Origin of the sequence: Klebsiella sp. RC2, assembly GCF_014192815.1 — a bacterium.
Lineage (GTDB): Bacteria > Pseudomonadota > Gammaproteobacteria > Enterobacterales > Enterobacteriaceae > Klebsiella > Klebsiella variicola.
This window is the reverse complement of the sequence record NZ_JACHYL010000001.1, coordinates 219192-236898: the sequence shown is the minus strand read 5'-3', so window position 1 is coordinate 236898 and position 17707 is coordinate 219192. Positions and strand designations below refer to the sequence as shown.

The following is a 17707-nucleotide window of genomic DNA, read 5'->3' as shown; positions in this document are numbered from 1 at the left end:
TGTGTTTATATTGAAAATTTCATTTCGACCTCTGAGGGCATGCTATGAAGCACTGTAAAATCATCCTGTTAGTGGGGTTACTGGCCAGTTCCACCTCGGCTTTGGCGGAGAAGATCGGCGTCTCAATGGCCTACTTCGATCAAAACTTTCTCACCATTATCCGCCAGTCCATTGAGAAAGAGGCCCGCGCCCGTCATGTCGACGTGCAGTTTGAAGACGCCCGCGGCGACACCGGACGCCAGGCCGATCAGGTGCAGAGCTTTATCGCCTCCGGCGTGGACGCGATCATCGTCGACCCGGTGGACTCCGCCAGCACCCCGCAGCTGACGAAGATGGCGCAGCAGGCCAAAATGCCGCTGGTGTATGTGAACCGGACGCCGGGGGATAAAACGTTACCGCCTGGCGTGGTGTTTGTCGGTTCGGACGAGCGGGAGTCCGGCACATTGCAGATGGAGGCGCTGGCGAAGCTGGCGAACTACAAAGGCAATGTCGCCATCATGATCGGCAATCTCACTGACGCCGGCGCGCTGCAGCGCACCAAAGACGTCGAGCAGGTGGTGGCCAAATATCCGGCAATGAAAGTGGTGCAGAAACAGCCGGCCAACTATTCCCGCAGCGAGGGAATGGATCTGATGCAGAACTGGACAGGCAACGGGGAAGCGATTGATATTGTGGCGGCGAACAACGATGAGATGGCGATTGGCGCGGCGATGGCGCTGGAGAAGAGCCAGAAGAAGCTGTTGATCGGTGGGATCGACGCCACGCCGGACGGGCTGAAAGCCCTGGCCAGCGATAAGATCCAGGTGACGGTCTTCCAGGACGCCGTCGGTCAGGGCAAAACGGCCTTAGCGGTAGCGCTGAAGCTGATTAAAGGAGAAAAGGTCGAGTCTCATGTCTGGATCCCGTTTGAGTTAGTGACCAAAGAAAACATGCAGACCTATGTGGAAAAGAGTCATTAACGGCAAGGCGCACGTGAACGAACTTTGCTGATAGAACCGGGCTGATAATGTGACGCCCGGGCAACGAAACCGGAGGAAAAGACATGGCAACGGCAAGAAGCGGCTATACGCTGCAGGTGATAAAGGCAGGGCAGCAGGGACATGTTGAAATGAGGTGGGGGCATCTCGCAGACGTTGATACGCGCGCGGCGGCGGCGGCCATCGTGCAGCAAATCGGGCGACCATCGTCCGCAGCGAGCCAGCAGGAGATCAGCTTGTCACTGACCAATGCCGCCAGCGGCATCTCGGTCGAGCTTCATCACCCGGCCTCAGGGGAAAGCGCCACCCCGGCTTTCATCGAGGGCGAATTAAAGAAAATTGTGCAGATCGTTGATGGCTATGAGGCGGCTGAAGAGACCCATATTGTGGAGTAGCGTGTCGTCCGGGTAAAAAAAATCCACGCCGGAGCGTGGATTTTTTATGGCGTGGTGGTGGCGAAAACGCCAGCCAGCGGGATCAGACGTTGAACAGGAAGTTCATCACATCGCCATCTTTCACGATGTAGTCTTTGCCTTCTGCACGCATTTTACCGGCTTCTTTTGCACCCTGTTCGCCTTTGTAGGTAATAAAGTCTTCATAGGCGATGGTCTGCGCGCGGATAAAACCTTTTTCGAAGTCGGTGTGGATCTTACCGGCTGCCTGCGGCGCGGTTGCCCCGACCGGGATGGTCCATGCGCGAACTTCCTTCACCCCTGCGGTGAAGTAGGTCTGCAGATTCAGCAGCTCGTAACCGGCGCGGATCACGCGATTGAGGCCTGGCTCTTCGAGACCCAGCTCGGCCATAAACTCGTCGCGGTCAGCGTCGTCCAGCTCGGCAATATCGGACTCAACGGCGGCGCAAACGGCGACGACCACAGAACCTTCGGCGGCGGCAATTTCACGGACTTTATCGAGATAAGGGTTATTCTCAAAGCCGTCTTCATTGACGTTGGCGATATACATGGTCGGCTTCAGCGTCAGGAAGCTGAGGTATTTAATCGCTGCTTTGTCTTCGTCGGTCAGGTTTTTCAGTGAACGCAGCATGCCGGCATTTTCCAGCTGCGGCAGGCATTTTTCCAGCGCCGCCAGCTCAGCTTTAGCGTCTTTATCGCCGCCTTTAGCTTTCTTCTGCACACGGTGGATAGCGCGCTCGCAGGTGTCCAGATCGGAAAGTGCCAGCTCGGTGTTGATAACGTCGATGTCGTCAGCCGGATCCACTTTGTTGTTAACGTGGATAATGTTGTCATTTTCAAAGCAGCGAACCACGTGGCCGATAGCTTCGGTTTCACGAATGTTGGTCAGAAACTGGTTGCCGAGACCTTCACCTTTGGACGCGCCTTTCACCAGGCCCGCGATATCAACGAATTCCATCGTCGTCGGCAGGATGCGCTGCGGTTTGACGATTTCAGCCAGCTTGTCCAGACGCGGATCGGGCATCGGTACGACACCGGTGTTCGGCTCAATGGTACAGAAGGGGAAGTTGGCCGCTTCAATACCCGCTTTGGTGAGCGCATTGAACAGGGTGGATTTGCCGACGTTGGGCAAACCGACGATACCGCATTTGAATCCCATGATTTAAATCACCTTAATCTTTGGATAATCAATCTGTTATAAGCAACAGATTGCAGAAAATTGAATAGCTTTGCCTATTATACACGGTGCGCGGCAAAAATGCCGCACGACAACGGCTTATTGCGCCTTAAAGGCATGTAAGCGGTTGGTGGCTTTGGTCAGCCCGTCCTTTAACCAGATTTCGGTGCAGCGCGCCGCTTCGTCGACAGCATCATCAATCAGTTTCTGCTCGCTGGCCGGCGGTTTGCCGAGTACAAAGCCGACAACCTTGTTTTTGTCACCCGGATGGCCGATCCCGACGCGTAAGCGGTGAAAGTTCGGGTTATTGCCGAGCTTACTGATGATGTCCTTTAGGCCGTTGTGGCCGCCATGGCCACCGCCAAGCTTGAATTTCGCCACCCCGGGCGGCAAATCCAGCTCATCATGGGCGACCAGAATTTCATCCGGGTTAATGCGATAAAAGGTCGCCATTGCAGCCACTGCTTTACCGCTGAGGTTCATAAACGTCGTAGGAACCAGCAGGCGAACGTCTTCGCCCGCCAGATTGATGCGCGAGGTGTAGCCGAAGAACTTGCTCTCTTCGCGCAGCGGCGCACGATGGCGATCCGCCAGTAAATCTACATACCAGGCGCCAGCGTTGTGCCGGGTGGCGGCATATTCCGCACCGGGGTTGGCCAGGCCGACAATCAGTTTAATGGTCACGTTTTCTTTCCTGCATGGGGCATTCTCTGCCGCGTAGTGTACTGTCTGCGGGCGCGCTTGACAAAGTTCTGCCCACGAGACAATACCAGCATTGATGATTACCCACCTGAATCATTAGAATTTGATATTGTTCAGAGGCTTATTTGTAAATATTTGTCTAATCGGTGTTCACTAATGTGATCGTGGGCGCACTCCAGGGCAGGGACCCTGTCTATACTACACCTATAAGATTTGGGGATATTCCCTGGCAACCCAAAGTCCGGAGGTGACACATGAAACGCAAAAACGCTTCGTTACTCGGTAACGTACTCATGGGGTTAGGGTTGGTGGTGATGGTTGTGGGGGTAGGTTACTCCATTCTGAACCAGCTTCCGCAGCTTAACCTGCCGCAATTCTTTGCACATGGCGCAATCTTAAGCATCTTCGTTGGCGCCGTGCTCTGGCTGGCCGGTGCCCGTATTGGCGGCCACGAGCAGGTCAGCGACCGCTACTGGTGGGTGCGCCACTATGATAAACGCTGCCGTCGTAATCAGCATCGCCACAGCTAACCGTAGCATGATTTCCCGCATCGGCCCCTGAAGGCCGATGCGTTTTCCTGTGACTCTCGTTATTTCCTCCTCTTTTCCCCATCACCATACGACCCCATTCCGTCCTGACCTCCGTGCTGCTAAGGTTGCTGCCAAAATGAATAGCAAATGAGGTTTTCGCTTGACCCTGACGTTACGTCAGGCAGCAGAGTAGCGGACCTGGCCACAGAGAGGAGCAGTCATGTTAATTCAGGTGGGAGAGCTGGCGAAGCGCGCCGGAATGACGGTGCGTACGCTGCATCATTATGAACAGACGGGGCTGTTAACGCCTTCGGCCAGAAGCGAGGCGGGCTATCGGCTCTATAACCTGTCCGCGGTTCAGCGCCTGCATATGATAAAGGCGCTGGCGCAGGCCGGGCTGACGCTCGCCACCATCAAGGACTATCTCGATCGGCAAACGCTGTCGCTACCCGAGCTGCTGACGCAGCAGATAGAGACGCTCAACGCCCAATTGCGCGATGTCGGCAGGCTGCGCGACCGGCTGTTGGTGCTGCGCGAGGCGCTGGCGGGCGGCAATGAACCCGATCTGGAGTCCTGGCTACAGACGCTGGAGTTAATGAAAATGTACGATCGTTGGTTTAGTCAACAGGAGTTAGCCGCGCTGCCGTTTGCGGCACAGGATGAACAGCGCGCGCAGGCGTGGCGCGAGCTAACAGAGGAGGTGCAGACGCTGATGGCGAGCGGCTGCCCGACGGACAGTCCGCAGGCGATGAGTCTGGCGACGCGCTGGATGGAGCGCCTGGAGCAGGATACGGCAGGGCGCCCGGAGTTTCTGACCCGCCTGAACGAGATGCATGCCGCCGAGCCGCAAATGGTTGAACAGACCGGCGTCACCCCGGCCATCATCGCCTTTATCACCGAGGCCTTTGCCGAAAGCAAACTGGCCATCTGGGCGCGTTACCTCGACGACGAGGAGATGGCGTTCACCCGCCGGCACTATTTCGACCGGCTACAGGAGTGGCCTGCGCTGGTGGCGAAGCTGCATCAGGCGTGCCGGGAGGGCGTAGCGCCGGACTCGGCGTCGGGTCAGGCGCTGGCCCGGGCGTGGCTTGAACTGTTTCAGTCCTATGCCGGTACCCGGCCGCAGACGTTGCAGAAGTTTCGTCGGGCAATGGAGCAGGAGCCGCATTTGATGAAGGGCACCTGGATGACGCTGGCGGTGCTGAGCTGGCTGCAGCAGGCGACCGGAGCCTTGATGCGGCAGGCGCAGGGGCCTGCCGCCGGGTGATCACAGGTCAGCCAGCGCGGCCTGACGATCGGGGTAGAAGCTCAGGCGTCCGGGCAGCGGCTTGACGCCGGCGCGCGCTAACGTGCGCAGCGGCTGAAACTCGAGGTTAGATACGCGCAATTCACAGCCTTCCGGCAGCTTGTTCACAAAGCGCTGGAAGGCATCCAGACCACCGGCGTCGAGAACCGGCACCGCGTCCCATTTCAGCACCACGATGCGCTTGCCGGCGATCCGGGTCTCCAGGTCGTTGAACAAGCCTTCGGCGGCGGCAAAGAACAGCGGCCCAATCACCCGCAGCACCAGCACATCGTCTGGCACCTCGACGTTGACCGGCGCCAGATGGGTCATGCGCGCGATACGGCGCATAAACAACAGCGAGGCCAGCACGATCCCGACGCTGATGGCAATCACCATATCAAACAGCACCGTCAGCGACATGCACATCAGCATCACCACGATGTCGTCTTTCGGCGCGTGGCGCAGCAGGTTGATCACTTTATGCGCCTCGCTCATGTTCCATGCCACCATCAGCAGCAGGGCGGCCATCGCCGACAGCGGCAGCCAGGAGAGCAGCGGGGCGAGGATCAGCAGCGCCAGGATCACCAGCAGGGCGTGGATCACGGCGGCAACCGGCGATGTGGCGCCGGCGCGGACGTTCGCCGCCGAGCGGGCAATCGCCGCGGTGGCAGTGATCCCGCCGAAGAACGGCGCAACGATGTTGCCCAGCCCCTGGCCAATCAGCTCGCTATTGGCTTTATGCTTGGTACCGGTCATGCCATCAAGCACCACCGCGCACAGCAGAGACTCAATGGCGCCGAGCATCGCCATGGAGAAGGCGGCAGGCAGCAGAGCCTGCAGCGAGGCCCAGCTCAGGGTAAAGTTTGAACCCGGCATATCCCAGGGGAGTACCAGCTGCGGCAGCAGCTGTGGAATGCCGTTGCCCTGAGTGCCGTCTGCCAGCTGATAGTGGAACTGCGAGCCAATTGTGGCGACATCGCCGCCGAGCAAATTAACCACCAGCATCACCGCGCAGCCGGCCAGCAGCGCCGGAAGGTGGCCCGGCAGACGGATACCCAGCCGCGGCCAGAGGATCAGAGTGCCGAGAGTGACGACGCCGATGGCGGCATCGCCGGGGTTAATCGTTGGCAGGGCCATCGCCAGCGCTGCCACTTTCTGCAGGTAATGCTCCGGCACATGGGGCATCTGCAGGCCGAGGAAGTCTTTAATCTGCATGGTACCGATGGTGATACCGATCCCGGAGGTGAAACCGAGAGTCACCGACAGCGGGATATATTCGATCAGACGGCCAAAGCGCGCCAGACCAAAGAGAATTAAAAAGATCCCCGACATCAGCGTCGCCACCAGTAGCCCCGCCAGACCAAACTGCTGGGAAACCGGATAGAGGATCACCACAAAGGCGGCGGTCGGGCCGGAAACGCTAAAGCGCGACCCGCCGGTTATGGCGATCACAATCCCTGCCACCGCTGAGGTATAGAGGCCGTACTGCGGCGGCACACCGCTGCCAATCGCCAGCGCCATCGCCAGCGGAATCGCAATGATCCCGACGGTGATCCCGGCGATCAGGTCGCGGGTAAAGCGGGCGGTGGTGTACTTTTCTTTCCAACAAGCGTCGATGAGGGCGCGGAAAGGCATCACATGTGAGGAAAATAATCTGTTCACAATAATGTTTCATCCATGAGCGCATCATCTGTCAACTAAATGGCAGGTGAAGGAGGCATTGGTCATTTCCACGTCATCCTTCGGGATGCCTCTGTGTTGGCTGCGTTCATTTACCCCGGTCACGTACTGCCTGTACGCTCCCGGGGATTCATTCACTTGCCGCCTTGACGCATGCCGAATGATTTTGTGGAAGAATTAAAAATTCAGAGACAAAAAAACCCGCCGCAGCGGGTTTTTATGCTCGGCTCGATTAATGTTCGAACATAGCAGAGATAGATTCTTCATTGCTGATACGGCGAATAGCTTCAGCCAGCATACCGGAGAGCGTCAGAGTACGCACTTTATCCAGCGCTTTAATTTCGGGTGCCAGCGGAATGGTATCGCAAACGACAAATTCATCAATCACAGAGTTTTTGATGTTCTGGATAGCGTTACCGGAGAAGATCGGGTGCGTGGCGTAAGCGAATACGCGTTTCGCGCCACGCTCTTTCAGCGCTTCTGCCGCTTTACACAGGGTGCCGCCGGTGTCGATCATATCGTCGACCATCACGCAGTCACGACCAGCCACGTCGCCGATGATATGCATCACCTGGGAGACGTTGGCGCGCGGACGGCGCTTGTCGATGATAGCCATATCGGTATCATTCAGCAGTTTAGCGATAGCGCGGGCACGCACGACGCCGCCGATGTCCGGAGAAACCACAATCGGGTTGTCCAGGTTCAGCTGCAGCATATCTTCCAGCAGGATTGGGCTGCCGAACACGTTATCAACTGGCACATCGAAGAAGCCCTGGATCTGTTCTGCGTGCAGGTCAACGGTCAGCACGCGGTCAACGCCGACGCTGGACAGGAAATCTGCCACCACTTTCGCGGTGATTGGCACACGAGCAGAACGAACACGACGGTCCTGGCGAGCATAACCGAAGTAAGGGATAACGGCGGTGATACGACCTGCCGAAGCACGACGCAGAGCATCAACCATAACAACCAGTTCCATCAGGTTGTCATTGGTGGGAGCACAAGTGGACTGGATGATGAAAATATCACCACCGCGTACGTTTTCATTGATTTGTACGCTGACTTCGCCGTCGCTAAAACGACCTACAGCGGCGTCGCCAAGAGAAGTGTACAGGCGGTTGGCAATACGTTGTGCTAGTTCCGGGGTGGCGTTACCAGCAAAAAGCTTCATATCAGGCACGAGAAGAACCTCAGGCATGCGTCCAGTGGTGGATGAGTGGGCCAATAATGTGCGGGCTGGCGCCATTCGATCCAGTCGGTGTATTTAAAGAGCACGATGCAACGTCTGGAACAGGGTGACGTTGTCACCGTAACTCAATTTCCCCGGTTGACTCGTTATCGTTGCGCCATCACGGCGCAGGATTCAGAGCAGGGCCTGCTTGAGCGGCGAGAGGTTAACTCCGCGCGCCACAAAGCCGTTTAGCCATGCCGGGGCAGTGTCCAGCACCTGACGGGCAGCGGATTCGGTGTTAAATTCAGCAAACACACAGGCCCCTGTGCCGGTCAGGCGTGACGGCGCATATTCTAACAGCCAGGAAAGCGCTGCATCAACCTCGCGAAAACGTTTTCTTGCGATAAGCTCGCAATCGTTGCTGAATTCACAATTTAATAACGTATTAATTGACCGGCGCGGGGTATTTCGTGGTAGCTCCGGATCGCGAAAAATGACTGGCGTCGGAATACTGACCCCCGGGTGCGCCACCAGGTACCATTTTTCCTCGGGCTCCACCGGCGTCAGAATTTCGCCGACCCCTTCGGCAAAGGCGGCATGACCGCGCACGAAGACCGGCACATCGGCCCCCAGCTGAAGGCCCAGGGTCGCCAGCTCCTCTTCCGAGAGACCGCAGCCCCAGAGATGGTTGAGCGCCACCAGCACGGTGGCGGCATTGGATGAGCCGCCGCCCAGGCCGCCGCCCATCGGCAGGCGCTTGTCGACACTGATATCGGCGCCGCTACCCGCCGGCAGGCGGTCGCTTTCGCTGGCGGCACGCATCAGCAGACGCGCGGCGCGAACGATCAGGTTCTCCTCGTCCGGCACGCCGGCCACCGGCGTCAGCAGGCGCAGTTGACCGTCAGTTCGCGGTTCGATGGTCAAGGTGTCGCCATAGTCGAGAAACTGAAACAGCGTCTGCAGGGTATGGTAACCATCGGCCCGCTGGCCGGTGATATATAAAAACAGATTCAGTTTTGCAGGAGAGGGCCAGCGGCTCATCATTTCACGATCCAGTTATCCATCTTCAGCTTGATGCGCTGAGCGCCATTGTTCAGCTCGACATTAGACGGCAGGGCTGGCTGGGTATCGCTGGTGTAGCCGCCGTAGGTGACGTGCCAGGTTTTGCCATTTTGCGTGTAGTTAAGTTCACGCAGACGGTACTGATCGTCCAGCGAATAGTCGGTGGCGTCGCCCGGCAGGCCGATGATCCACTGGCGCAGGCTGTTCAGCGGGATCGGCATCCCGGTCAGGCGGCCGATCATCTCTTCGGCATCGGAGGCGGTGTAGGTCTGGCCTTTGTTATCGATCAGCTGCACGCTGCCTGGCTGCGCGGTCAGCGACAGCTCGGTGCTGCCCAGCGGGTTGGTCAGCAGCAGGCGATAGCGGTCCTGGCCGGTCTGTTGCCAGAAGAAGCGAGCATAGACTTTTTGCTCATCGGAAAGATAGGCAAACGCCCCGCGAGTCTGGAACTGGTTGAGGCTGCGAACAGCCTGCTGGTGCTGACGCCACTGCGGCGAATCCGGGCTTTTGCCAGGCCCTTGCGGCGTATGAAGAGAACAGGCGGTGAGGACGAGGCTGGCCAGCGGCAGCAAGCGGAACAGTCGATTCATAATGATGACAAATCCTTGATGTCTACAGGGAAAAACGGCGGCAGGGGAATAGCGGGCCGATTTGTGTAGCAGGTTACATTTATAACCCTTAATGCTAGCGTCGCCGGGCGATAGCGTCTACGTTCAAGTTGTCTGAAATCAAAAAATTAACGTTAATGGCGGTCTTGCTTTGGCTATTACTCCAAAAGGGGAGCCTCTCTTTTATTGATTACGCGCATCCTGTATGATGCACTCAGACTAACCTTAGCAACGCTGGTACTACTCCCTCACAATGACCCTTTTAGCTCTTGGCATCAATCACAAAACAGCGCCGGTCGACCTGCGAGAACGCGTGACGTTTTCGCCGGAAACGCTCGATCAGGCGCTGGAGAGCTTGCTGGCTCAGCCGATGGTGCAGGGTGGGGTAGTGCTGTCGACCTGCAACCGCACGGAACTCTATCTCAGCGTCGAAGAGCAGGACAATCTGCAGGAAGCGCTGATCCGCTGGCTGTGCAACTATCACGGCCTCAACGAAGAAGACCTGCGTAAGAGCCTCTACTGGCACCAGGATAATGACGCCGTCAGCCATCTGATGCGCGTCGCCAGCGGCCTCGATTCGCTGGTGCTGGGCGAGCCGCAGATCCTCGGCCAGGTGAAAAAAGCGTTTGCTGATTCCAGCCGCGGTCATCTTAACGTCAGCGAACTGGAGCGGATGTTCCAGAAATCGTTCTCGGTGGCAAAGCGTGTGCGTACCGAAACCGATATCGGCGCCAGCGCCGTTTCCGTCGCGTTCGCCGCCTGTACCCTGGCGCGGCAAATCTTTGAATCGCTCTCCAGCGTCACCGTGTTACTGGTCGGCGCCGGTGAAACCATCGAACTGGTGGCGCGCCATCTTCGCGAACATCACGTGCGCAAAATGGTGATTGCCAACCGCACCCGCGAACGCGCCCAGGCGCTGGCGGACGAAGTGGGCGCCGAGGTGATTGCCCTCAGCGATATCGACGAACGGCTGAAAGAGGCCGACATTATTATCAGCTCCACCGCCAGCCCGCTGCCGATCATCGGCAAAGGCATGGTGGAGCGCGCGCTTAAGGCGCGGCGTAACCAGCCGATGCTGCTGGTGGATATCGCCGTTCCGCGCGATGTCGAACCGGAGGTCGGCAAACTGGCCAACGCCTACCTTTACAGCGTCGACGATCTGCAAAACATCATTCAGCATAACCTGGCGCAGCGTAAAGCCGCGGCGGTGCAGGCGGAATCGATCGTCGAGCAGGAGACCAGCGAATTTATGGCCTGGCTGCGCGCGCAGAGCGCCAGCGAGACGATTCGCGAATACCGTTCTCAGTCTGAGCAGGTCCGTGAGGAGCTGACCGCGAAGGCGCTGGCCGCGCTGGAGCAGGGCGGTGATGCCCAGGAAATTATGCAGGATCTGGCCCGCAAGCTGACCAACCGCCTGATCCACGCGCCAACCAAATCTCTTCAGCAGGCCGCCCGTGACGGGGACGACGAACGCCTGCATATTCTGCGCAACAGCCTCGGGCTGGAATAGCGCACCTTTCTCTTATTTTCAGGACAGGGTGAATTCACGCCTATGAAGTCTTCTATTGTTGCCAAACTGGAAGCGTTGTACGAGCGCCATGAAGAAGTGCAGGCGCTGCTCGGCGATGCCGCGACGATTGCCGATCAGGATAAATTCCGCGCGCTGTCGCGGGAATATGCTCAACTGAGCGATGTGGCGCGCTGCTATACCGACTGGCGTCAGGTGCAGGAGGATATCGAAACTGCGCAGATGATGCTCGACGATCCGGAGATGCGCGAAATGGCGCAGGAAGAGCTGCGTGACGCCAAAGAAAAAGGCGACCAGCTGGAGCAACAGCTGCAGGTGCTGCTGTTGCCGAAAGATCCCGATGACGAGCGTAACGCTTTCGTGGAAGTGCGCGCCGGAACCGGCGGTGACGAAGCGGCGCTGTTTGCCGGCGATCTGTTCCGCATGTACAGCCGCTATGCGGAATCGCGTCGCTGGCAGGTGGAGATCCTCAGCGCCAACGAAGGTGAACACGGCGGTTTCAAAGAGGTGATCGCCAAATTCAGCGGCGACGGCGTTTACGGTCGGCTGAAATTTGAATCCGGCGGCCATCGCGTGCAGCGTGTGCCGGCCACCGAATCGCAGGGGCGTATTCATACCTCCGCCTGCACCGTGGCGGTGATGCCGGAGCTGCCGGAAGCCGAAATGCCGGACATTAACCCGGCGGATCTGCGCATCGATACTTTCCGCTCCTCCGGCGCGGGCGGTCAGCACGTCAACACCACCGACTCGGCTATCCGTATTACTCACCTGCCGACCGGCATCGTGGTGGAGTGTCAGGACGAACGTTCCCAACATAAAAACAAAGCCAAGGCGTTGTCAGTGCTGGGGGCGCGTATCCGCGCCGCCGAAGTGGCCAAGCGTCAGCAGGCGGAAGCCTCCACGCGCCGTAACCTGCTGGGCAGCGGCGATCGTAGCGACCGTAACCGCACTTACAATTTCCCACAGGGGCGCGTGACCGACCACCGCATCAACCTGACGCTTTATCGTCTGGATGAAACCATGGAAGGCAAACTCGATATGCTGATTGAGCCAATTGTTCAGGAATATCAGGCCGATCAGCTGGCGGCGCTGTCCGAGCAGGAATGATGACCTTTCAGGCCTGGCTGCAGCAGGCGATCGCCCGCCTGCGTGAAAGCGACAGCCCGCGACGCGATGCCGAGATCCTGCTGGGACATGTTACCGGCCGGGCGCGCACCTGGATTTTGGCCTTCGGCGAAACGACGCTGTCCGCTGACGAGGCGACGACGCTGGAGGCGCTCCTGCAGCGACGTCAGCGCGGAGAACCCATTGCCCACCTGGTTGGGCAGCGTGAGTTCTGGTCGCTGCCGCTGTTCGTCTCCCCGGCGACGCTGATCCCCCGACCGGATACCGAGTGTCTGGTGGAGCAGGCGCTGGCGCGACTGCCTGCCGCGCCGTGCCGTATTCTCGACCTCGGCACCGGGACCGGCGCCATTGCTCTGGCGCTGGCCAGCGAGCGTCCGGATTGCGAGGTCACCGCGGTGGATGTGATGCCGGACGCCGTGGCGCTGGCACTGCGCAATGCCGCTCATCTGGACATCGCTAACGTGACGATACGGCAAAGCGACTGGTTTAGCGCGCTGGCCGGGCAGCGTTTTGCCATGATCGTCAGTAATCCACCCTATATCGACGCCGCCGACCCGCATCTCGCCGAGGGCGATGTGCGCTTTGAGCCGTTGACGGCGCTGGTTGCTGCCGATCAGGGGCTGGCGGATCTGGCGCAGATTATCCGCGAGGGACGGCAGTATCTGCTGCCCGGCGGCTGGATGCTGCTGGAGCATGGCTGGACCCAGGGCGAGGCGGTTCGCGCCCTGTTCCGCGAAGCGGGCTATCTCGACGTCGCGACCTGTCGCGACTATGGCGACAATGAACGTCTGACTCTCGGACGTTTACCCGACATGGAGAACGTTGGCTGATGAACTTATTCACGGCTGTCCTCTACCTGCACATCGCCAGCGTGGTGGTGTCGGTAGGATTGTTCGTTTTACGTTACTGGTGGATGTATCATCAGAGCCCGCTGCTGAACCAGCGGTGGGTGCGAATTGCGCCGCACTGCAGCGATACGCTGCTGTTTCTCAGCGGTGCGGGTTTAATGGCGATAACGCACTACCTGCCGTTCACCGAAGACGGCGCATGGCTGACTGAAAAGCTGTTTGGCGTTATCATTTACATCGCATTAGGTTTTATCGCGCTGGGCCGCCGTCGTCCGCGCAGCCAGCAGAGCCGTTTTATCGCGTTCCTGCTGGCGCTGGTGGTGTTGTTTATTATCATTCAACTCGCCATCACAAGAATACCGATACTGGGGTAGGGCATGGGGTCATTAGCGGATTTCGAATTTAACAAAGCGCCATTGTGTGATGGCATGGTCCTCATTTCTGAACAGGTCCGCGACGATTTTCCGTCGCGTTTTGTCGAGGAAGAGCTGCAGCGGCTGCTGCGCCTCGCGCAGGAGGAGATTGCGCCGTCGTGGGACCAGGAGCGCCAGATAGAACGCCTGCTGGCGCTGTTTTACGACGAGTGGGGCTTTGGCGCGTCGCAGGGCATTTATCGTCTTTCCGACGCGTTATGGCTGGATAAAGTGCTGGTCAACCGTCAGGGGAGCGCGGTGTCGTTAGGCGCGATCCTGCTGTGGATCGCCCAGCGCCTGGCGCTGCCGGTGGTGCCGGTGATCTTCCCGACCCAAATGCTGTTGCGTGCGGATCCGGAAACCAGCGAAGAGATGTGGCTGATTAATCCGTTTAACGGCGAGACCCTCGACGAACATACCCTGGAGGTATGGCTGAAGGGCAACATCGGGCCGGTGGCGGAACTGTTTAATGAAGATCTCGACGAAGCGGATAACGCCGAGGTGATCCGCAAGCTGCTGGACACCCTGAAGTCGGCGCTGATGGAAGAGCGGCAGATGGAGCTGGCTCTGCGCGCCAGCGAAGCGCTGCTGCAGTTTAACCCGGAAGATCCGTATGAGATCCGCGACCGCGGGCTGATATACGCCCAGTTGGACTGCGATCACGTGGCGCTGTTGGATCTGAGCTATTTCGTTGAGCAGTGCCCGGAGGATCCGATCAGTGAGATGATCCGCGCGCAGATCAACACGATTTCGCACAAACAAATTACATTGCATTAGTCTGGAACCATTCCGGTTACACCCTGATAAGGCGAACTTATGAAACAAAAAGTGGTTAGCATTGGTGATATCAACGTAGCAAACGACCTGCCGTTCGTGCTGTTCGGCGGGATGAACGTGCTGGAGTCGCGCGACCTGGCGATGCGCATCTGCGAATATTACGTCACCGTTACGCAGAAGCTTGGCATCCCCTACGTCTTCAAAGCCTCCTTTGATAAAGCCAACCGTTCCTCCATCCACTCCTATCGTGGTCCGGGTCTGGAAGAAGGGATGAAGATTTTCCAGGAGCTGAAGCAGACCTTTGGCGTGAAAATCATCACCGACGTTCATGAAGCCAGCCAGGCGCAGCCGGTGGCTGACGTGGTGGACGTGATCCAGCTTCCGGCCTTCCTCGCGCGCCAGACTGACCTGGTGGAAGCGATGGCCAAAACCGGGGCGGTGATCAACGTCAAGAAGCCGCAGTTCGTCAGCCCGGGTCAGATGGGCAATATCGTCGATAAGTTTATCGAAGGCGGTAACGACAAAGTGATCCTCTGCGACCGCGGCGCTAACTTCGGTTACGACAACCTGGTCGTGGATATGCTCGGCTTCGGCGTGATGAAGAAAGCCTCCAACAACTCGCCGGTTATCTTCGACGTCACCCACGCGCTGCAGTGCCGCGACCCGTTTGGCGCTGCCTCCGGCGGTCGCCGCGCGCAGGTGAGCGAGCTGGCCCGCGCCGGTATGGCGGTAGGTATCGCCGGTCTGTTTATCGAAGCGCATCCGGATCCGGACCACGCGAAATGCGACGGCCCGTCCGCGCTGCCGCTGGATAAACTGGAGCCGTTCCTCAAGCAGATGAAAGCGATTGACGATCTGGTGAAAAGCTTCGACGAGCTGGATACCAGCAAGTAAGCCTGACCGCATCACAGAAAAAGCCTGCCGGTGTTAACACCGGCAGGCTTTTTTTTCGCCCGGACTCCGCCGGGCGGGTAAGCGGGGTCAGGCGAAAATGGTCATCAGATAGGCGGCGAACAGCGCCAGGTGGGCCGCGCCGTTCAGCACATTGGTGCGCCCGGTGGAGAAGGAGATATGGCACAGCACCAGCGAAGCGACCATCACCACCATCTCCGGGGCGCCAAGGCCAAAGCGCAGCTCATTGCCGGTCAGGAAGGCGATGAGGGTGACCACCGGGACCGTCAGCGAGATGGTGGCCAGTACGGAGCCGAAAAACAGGTTCATCGCCCGCTGTACCTGATTGTTGAGCACCGCTTTGAGGGCGCCAAGGCCTTCCGGCGACAGGATCAGCAGGGCCACCAGGAAGCCGGTAAAGGCCACCGGGGCGTTCATGCTGGTCAACAGCGTTTCCAGCGGATTGGCGTTCATTTTGGTGACTGCGATCACTGCCATCAGGTGCACCAGCAGCCAGGCGGTATGCCACCCGCTGCTGTGGGCAGACGGTTTACCGTGGTGCGGGTCGTCATCGTCGCTGTCGTCTTCATGCTCATAAACAAACAGACTCTGATGGGTTTTGGTTTGAATCAGCAGGAAAACGCCGTACATGGCCGCCGAGATCACCGCCACCAGCAGCGATTGCCCGGTGCTGAAGTTTGCGCCCGGCAGCGCCATCGGAAAGACCAGCACGATAATCGCCAGCGGAAACAGGGCGATAAGATACTGCTTAATGCCGAACAGATTCATATATTGGGTGGCAAATTTACGCCCGCCCAGCAGCAGAGAGAAACCGACCAGACCGCCGGTGACGATCATAATAATGGAGTAGAGCGTATCACGCATCAGGGTCGGCGCGGCGTCGCCGGTGGCCATTAAGGCGGAGATCAGACTGACCTCAAGGATAACCACCGACAGACTGAGAATCAGGGAGCCATAGGGTTCGCCCAGGCGGTGGGCGAGGACGTCGGCGTGGCGGACCACGCTGAAGGCGCTGCTTAAAATACCGACCAGCGCGAGGATATTAATTGCGATAACCACTGGCAGTGACTGGCTGCTGCCCCAGAAAAACAGCACCGCCAGCGCCAGCACCGGAAAGACGAGGGAAGACTCCTTATGGCGGGTTTTTACCGCCTCATGTGCATGGGTCATGAACCATCTCCATTTATGCAGGTGTTATAATTATAAAAACGTAGGGCGGTAAAGTAACAGATTTTGATAAATTACCGCTGGTTTTTTACTTAAATTTACGGGTATCGAGTGATATCTTGATTAGTTTATTATAATTTATGTTTACCACTATTTAGTTCTTACTATTCAGATAATTACTAAAATAATTTTTCTACTCATTTTGACCTTGATAGCCAGCCGCTTGCGTACCAGACTTAAATTTAATGCTCAAACAGGAGGTCAGTATGCCCTATCGCAATAAACAAGAACTCCCCGACAGCGTTCAGCATGTTCTGCCTGCTCATGCGCAGGAAATTTATAAAGAAGCGTTTAACAGCGCCTGGGATCAATATAAAGATAAAGATGAGCGGCGCGATGACGCCAGCCGCGAAGAGACGGCGCACAAAGTCGCCTGGGCGGCGGTGAAGAATAGCTACGAGAAAGGCGATGATGATAAGTGGCATAAGAAAAAATAATTGCTGACGCCGCTTTTATGCTTGCCAGCGCCCCGCTGATTGCTTATTGAAGGATAAAGCTGGATAATATTTCAGCAATATTGACGGATGCATGAGACGAACGCCGGGAAGCGGGCAGTGGCGGAGGTAGTAAACAGTGTTAACTCGTGATTTCTTAATGAATGCGGATTGTAAGACAGCGTTTGGCGCTATTGAGGAATCGCTACTCTGGTCGGCAGAACAACGTGCAGCCTCGCTGGCGGCGACGCTGGCCTGCCGCCCGGATGATGGCTCAGTGTGGATCTTTGGCTACGGTTCGCTTATCTGGAACCCGGCGCTCAATTATCGCGAGTCCTGCACCGGGACGCTGCCGGGCTGGCATCGTGCGTTTTGCCTGCGGTTGACCGCCGGGCGCGGTAGCGCCTGCCAGCCGGGACGCATGCTGGCTCTCAAAGAGGGCGGCCGAACCACCGGCGTCGCCTATCGTTTGCCTGACGACACGCTGGAAGAAGAACTGACCCTGCTGTGGAAGCGGGAGATGATCACCGGCTGCTATCTGCCTACCTGGTGCAAGCTGGAGCTGGATGACGGACGGACGGTGAATGCCCTGGTGTTTATTATGGATCCGCGCCACCCACTGTTTGAACCGGATACCAGCGCCCAGGTTATCGCCCCGCTGATCGCCCGGGCCAGCGGGCCGCTCGGCACCAACGCCCAGTATCTGTTTTCGCTCGAGCAGGCGCTAAGCAAGTTGGGGATGCACGACGCCAGTCTCGATGACCTGGTGGCCAGCGTACGCGCGCTGTTGGGCGAGAGTCCGACGCCGGGCCTGGCCTGAGCGCGCGGAAAAGAAAAA

19 protein-coding genes are annotated in these 17707 nt (G+C 58.1%); 12 read left to right on the top strand and 7 right to left on the bottom strand.

Translation table 11 applies throughout. The features are described 5' to 3' along the window. The first annotated feature begins 44 nt into the window (after positions 1 to 44). Together FHW76_RS01135 and FHW76_RS01130 are read left to right on the top strand one after the other, a co-directional pair. Positions 45 to 959, top strand: coding sequence for a sugar ABC transporter substrate-binding protein (locus tag FHW76_RS01135; protein WP_183476148.1), 915 nt, complete (start codon positions 45 to 47; stop codon positions 957 to 959). An 83-nt stretch (positions 960 to 1042) separates the two neighbouring features. Next, complete coding sequence (locus FHW76_RS01130) at positions 1043 to 1372, top strand: DUF1869 domain-containing protein (RefSeq protein WP_008804379.1); 330 nt, start codon at positions 1043 to 1045, stop codon at positions 1370 to 1372. An 82-nt stretch (positions 1373 to 1454) separates the two neighbouring features. Here the strand turns inward: FHW76_RS01130 and ychF are convergent, their stop codons facing one another. Further along, positions 1455 to 2549: a redox-regulated ATPase YchF gene (gene ychF / locus FHW76_RS01125; protein WP_008804380.1), complete on the bottom strand. Its 1095-nt coding sequence runs from the start codon at positions 2547 to 2549 to the stop codon at positions 1455 to 1457. Positions 2550 to 2666: 117 nt separating this feature from the next. Further along, positions 2667 to 3251 carry an aminoacyl-tRNA hydrolase gene (gene pth / locus FHW76_RS01120; protein WP_004180389.1) on the bottom strand — a complete coding sequence of 195 codons (585 nt, stop codon included), beginning with the start codon at positions 3249 to 3251 and terminating at the stop codon, positions 2667 to 2669. A gap of 272 nt (positions 3252 to 3523) precedes the next feature. Between pth and ychH the strand changes: the two genes are divergently transcribed. Together ychH and FHW76_RS01110 are read left to right on the top strand one after the other, a co-directional pair. Continuing rightward, positions 3524 to 3799 (top strand): stress-induced protein YchH, encoded by a 276-nt coding sequence (ychH, locus tag FHW76_RS01115; RefSeq protein WP_002910437.1) that lies wholly within the window; start codon positions 3524 to 3526, stop codon positions 3797 to 3799. A gap of 220 nt (positions 3800 to 4019) precedes the next feature. After that, on the top strand, positions 4020 to 5066 hold the full coding sequence (locus FHW76_RS01110) for a MerR family transcriptional regulator (protein ID WP_110209356.1): 1047 nt from the start codon (positions 4020 to 4022) through the stop codon (positions 5064 to 5066). On the opposite strand, the gene dauA is transcribed toward FHW76_RS01110, so the two are convergent. From dauA to lolB, 4 genes are all read right to left on the bottom strand, one after another. Further along, positions 5067 to 6746, bottom strand: a complete 1680-nt coding sequence (gene dauA, locus FHW76_RS01105) for a C4-dicarboxylic acid transporter DauA (RefSeq protein ID WP_071582957.1) — start codon at positions 6744 to 6746, stop codon at positions 5067 to 5069. A 250-nt stretch (positions 6747 to 6996) separates the two neighbouring features. After that, complete coding sequence (gene prs, locus FHW76_RS01100; RefSeq protein ID WP_002910407.1) at positions 6997 to 7944, bottom strand: ribose-phosphate diphosphokinase; 948 nt, start codon at positions 7942 to 7944, stop codon at positions 6997 to 6999. A 183-nt stretch (positions 7945 to 8127) separates the two neighbouring features. Beyond that, positions 8128 to 8976: a 4-(cytidine 5'-diphospho)-2-C-methyl-D-erythritol kinase gene (ispE, locus tag FHW76_RS01095; protein WP_012541338.1), complete on the bottom strand. Its 849-nt coding sequence runs from the start codon at positions 8974 to 8976 to the stop codon at positions 8128 to 8130. After that, positions 8976 to 9587 (bottom strand): lipoprotein insertase outer membrane protein LolB, encoded by a 612-nt coding sequence (gene lolB, locus FHW76_RS01090; RefSeq protein WP_023340365.1) that lies wholly within the window; start codon positions 9585 to 9587, stop codon positions 8976 to 8978. The genes ispE and lolB overlap by 1 nt, the downstream gene beginning before the upstream one ends. A 271-nt stretch (positions 9588 to 9858) precedes the next feature. On the opposite strand from lolB, the gene hemA reads away from it, so the two are divergent. The 6 genes from hemA to kdsA are packed head-to-tail and all read left to right on the top strand — an operon-like array spanning position 9859 to position 15190. Further along, positions 9859 to 11115, top strand: coding sequence for a glutamyl-tRNA reductase (gene hemA, locus FHW76_RS01085; protein WP_012541339.1), 1257 nt, complete (start codon positions 9859 to 9861; stop codon positions 11113 to 11115). A gap of 42 nt (positions 11116 to 11157) precedes the next feature. Continuing rightward, positions 11158 to 12240: a peptide chain release factor 1 gene (prfA, locus tag FHW76_RS01080; protein WP_008804387.1), complete on the top strand. Its 1083-nt coding sequence runs from the start codon at positions 11158 to 11160 to the stop codon at positions 12238 to 12240. Next, on the top strand, positions 12240 to 13088 hold the full coding sequence (gene prmC, locus FHW76_RS01075) for a peptide chain release factor N(5)-glutamine methyltransferase (RefSeq protein WP_032735945.1): 849 nt from the start codon (positions 12240 to 12242) through the stop codon (positions 13086 to 13088). Before prfA ends, prmC begins: the two co-directional genes overlap by 1 nt. Next, the gene (sirB2, locus tag FHW76_RS01070; RefSeq protein WP_008804389.1) at positions 13088 to 13480 is read left to right on the top strand and encodes an invasion regulator SirB2; all 393 of its coding nucleotides are present in this window, start codon (positions 13088 to 13090) and stop codon (positions 13478 to 13480) included. The genes prmC and sirB2 overlap by 1 nt, the downstream gene beginning before the upstream one ends. A 3-nt stretch (positions 13481 to 13483) precedes the next feature. Further along, positions 13484 to 14296 (top strand): invasion regulator SirB1, encoded by an 813-nt coding sequence (gene sirB1, locus FHW76_RS01065; RefSeq protein ID WP_008804390.1) that lies wholly within the window; start codon positions 13484 to 13486, stop codon positions 14294 to 14296. A 39-nt stretch (positions 14297 to 14335) separates the two neighbouring features. Beyond that, positions 14336 to 15190: a 3-deoxy-8-phosphooctulonate synthase gene (gene kdsA / locus FHW76_RS01060; RefSeq protein WP_183476145.1), complete on the top strand. Its 855-nt coding sequence runs from the start codon at positions 14336 to 14338 to the stop codon at positions 15188 to 15190. Between the two features lie 87 nt (positions 15191 to 15277). On the opposite strand, the gene chaA is transcribed toward kdsA, so the two are convergent. Further along, positions 15278 to 16378 (bottom strand): sodium-potassium/proton antiporter ChaA, encoded by a 1101-nt coding sequence (chaA, locus tag FHW76_RS01055; RefSeq protein ID WP_064170561.1) that lies wholly within the window; start codon positions 16376 to 16378, stop codon positions 15278 to 15280. Positions 16379 to 16641: 263 nt separating this feature from the next. Between chaA and chaB the strand changes: the two genes are divergently transcribed. Beyond that, on the top strand, positions 16642 to 16872 hold the full coding sequence (chaB, locus tag FHW76_RS01050) for a putative cation transport regulator ChaB (RefSeq protein WP_008804392.1): 231 nt from the start codon (positions 16642 to 16644) through the stop codon (positions 16870 to 16872). Positions 16873 to 17008: 136 nt separating this feature from the next. After that, entirely contained in the window at positions 17009 to 17689 is a 681-nt protein-coding gene (locus tag FHW76_RS01045; RefSeq protein ID WP_004203203.1) for a gamma-glutamylcyclotransferase, read from the top strand. Positions 17690 to 17707 lie beyond the last annotated feature (18 nt).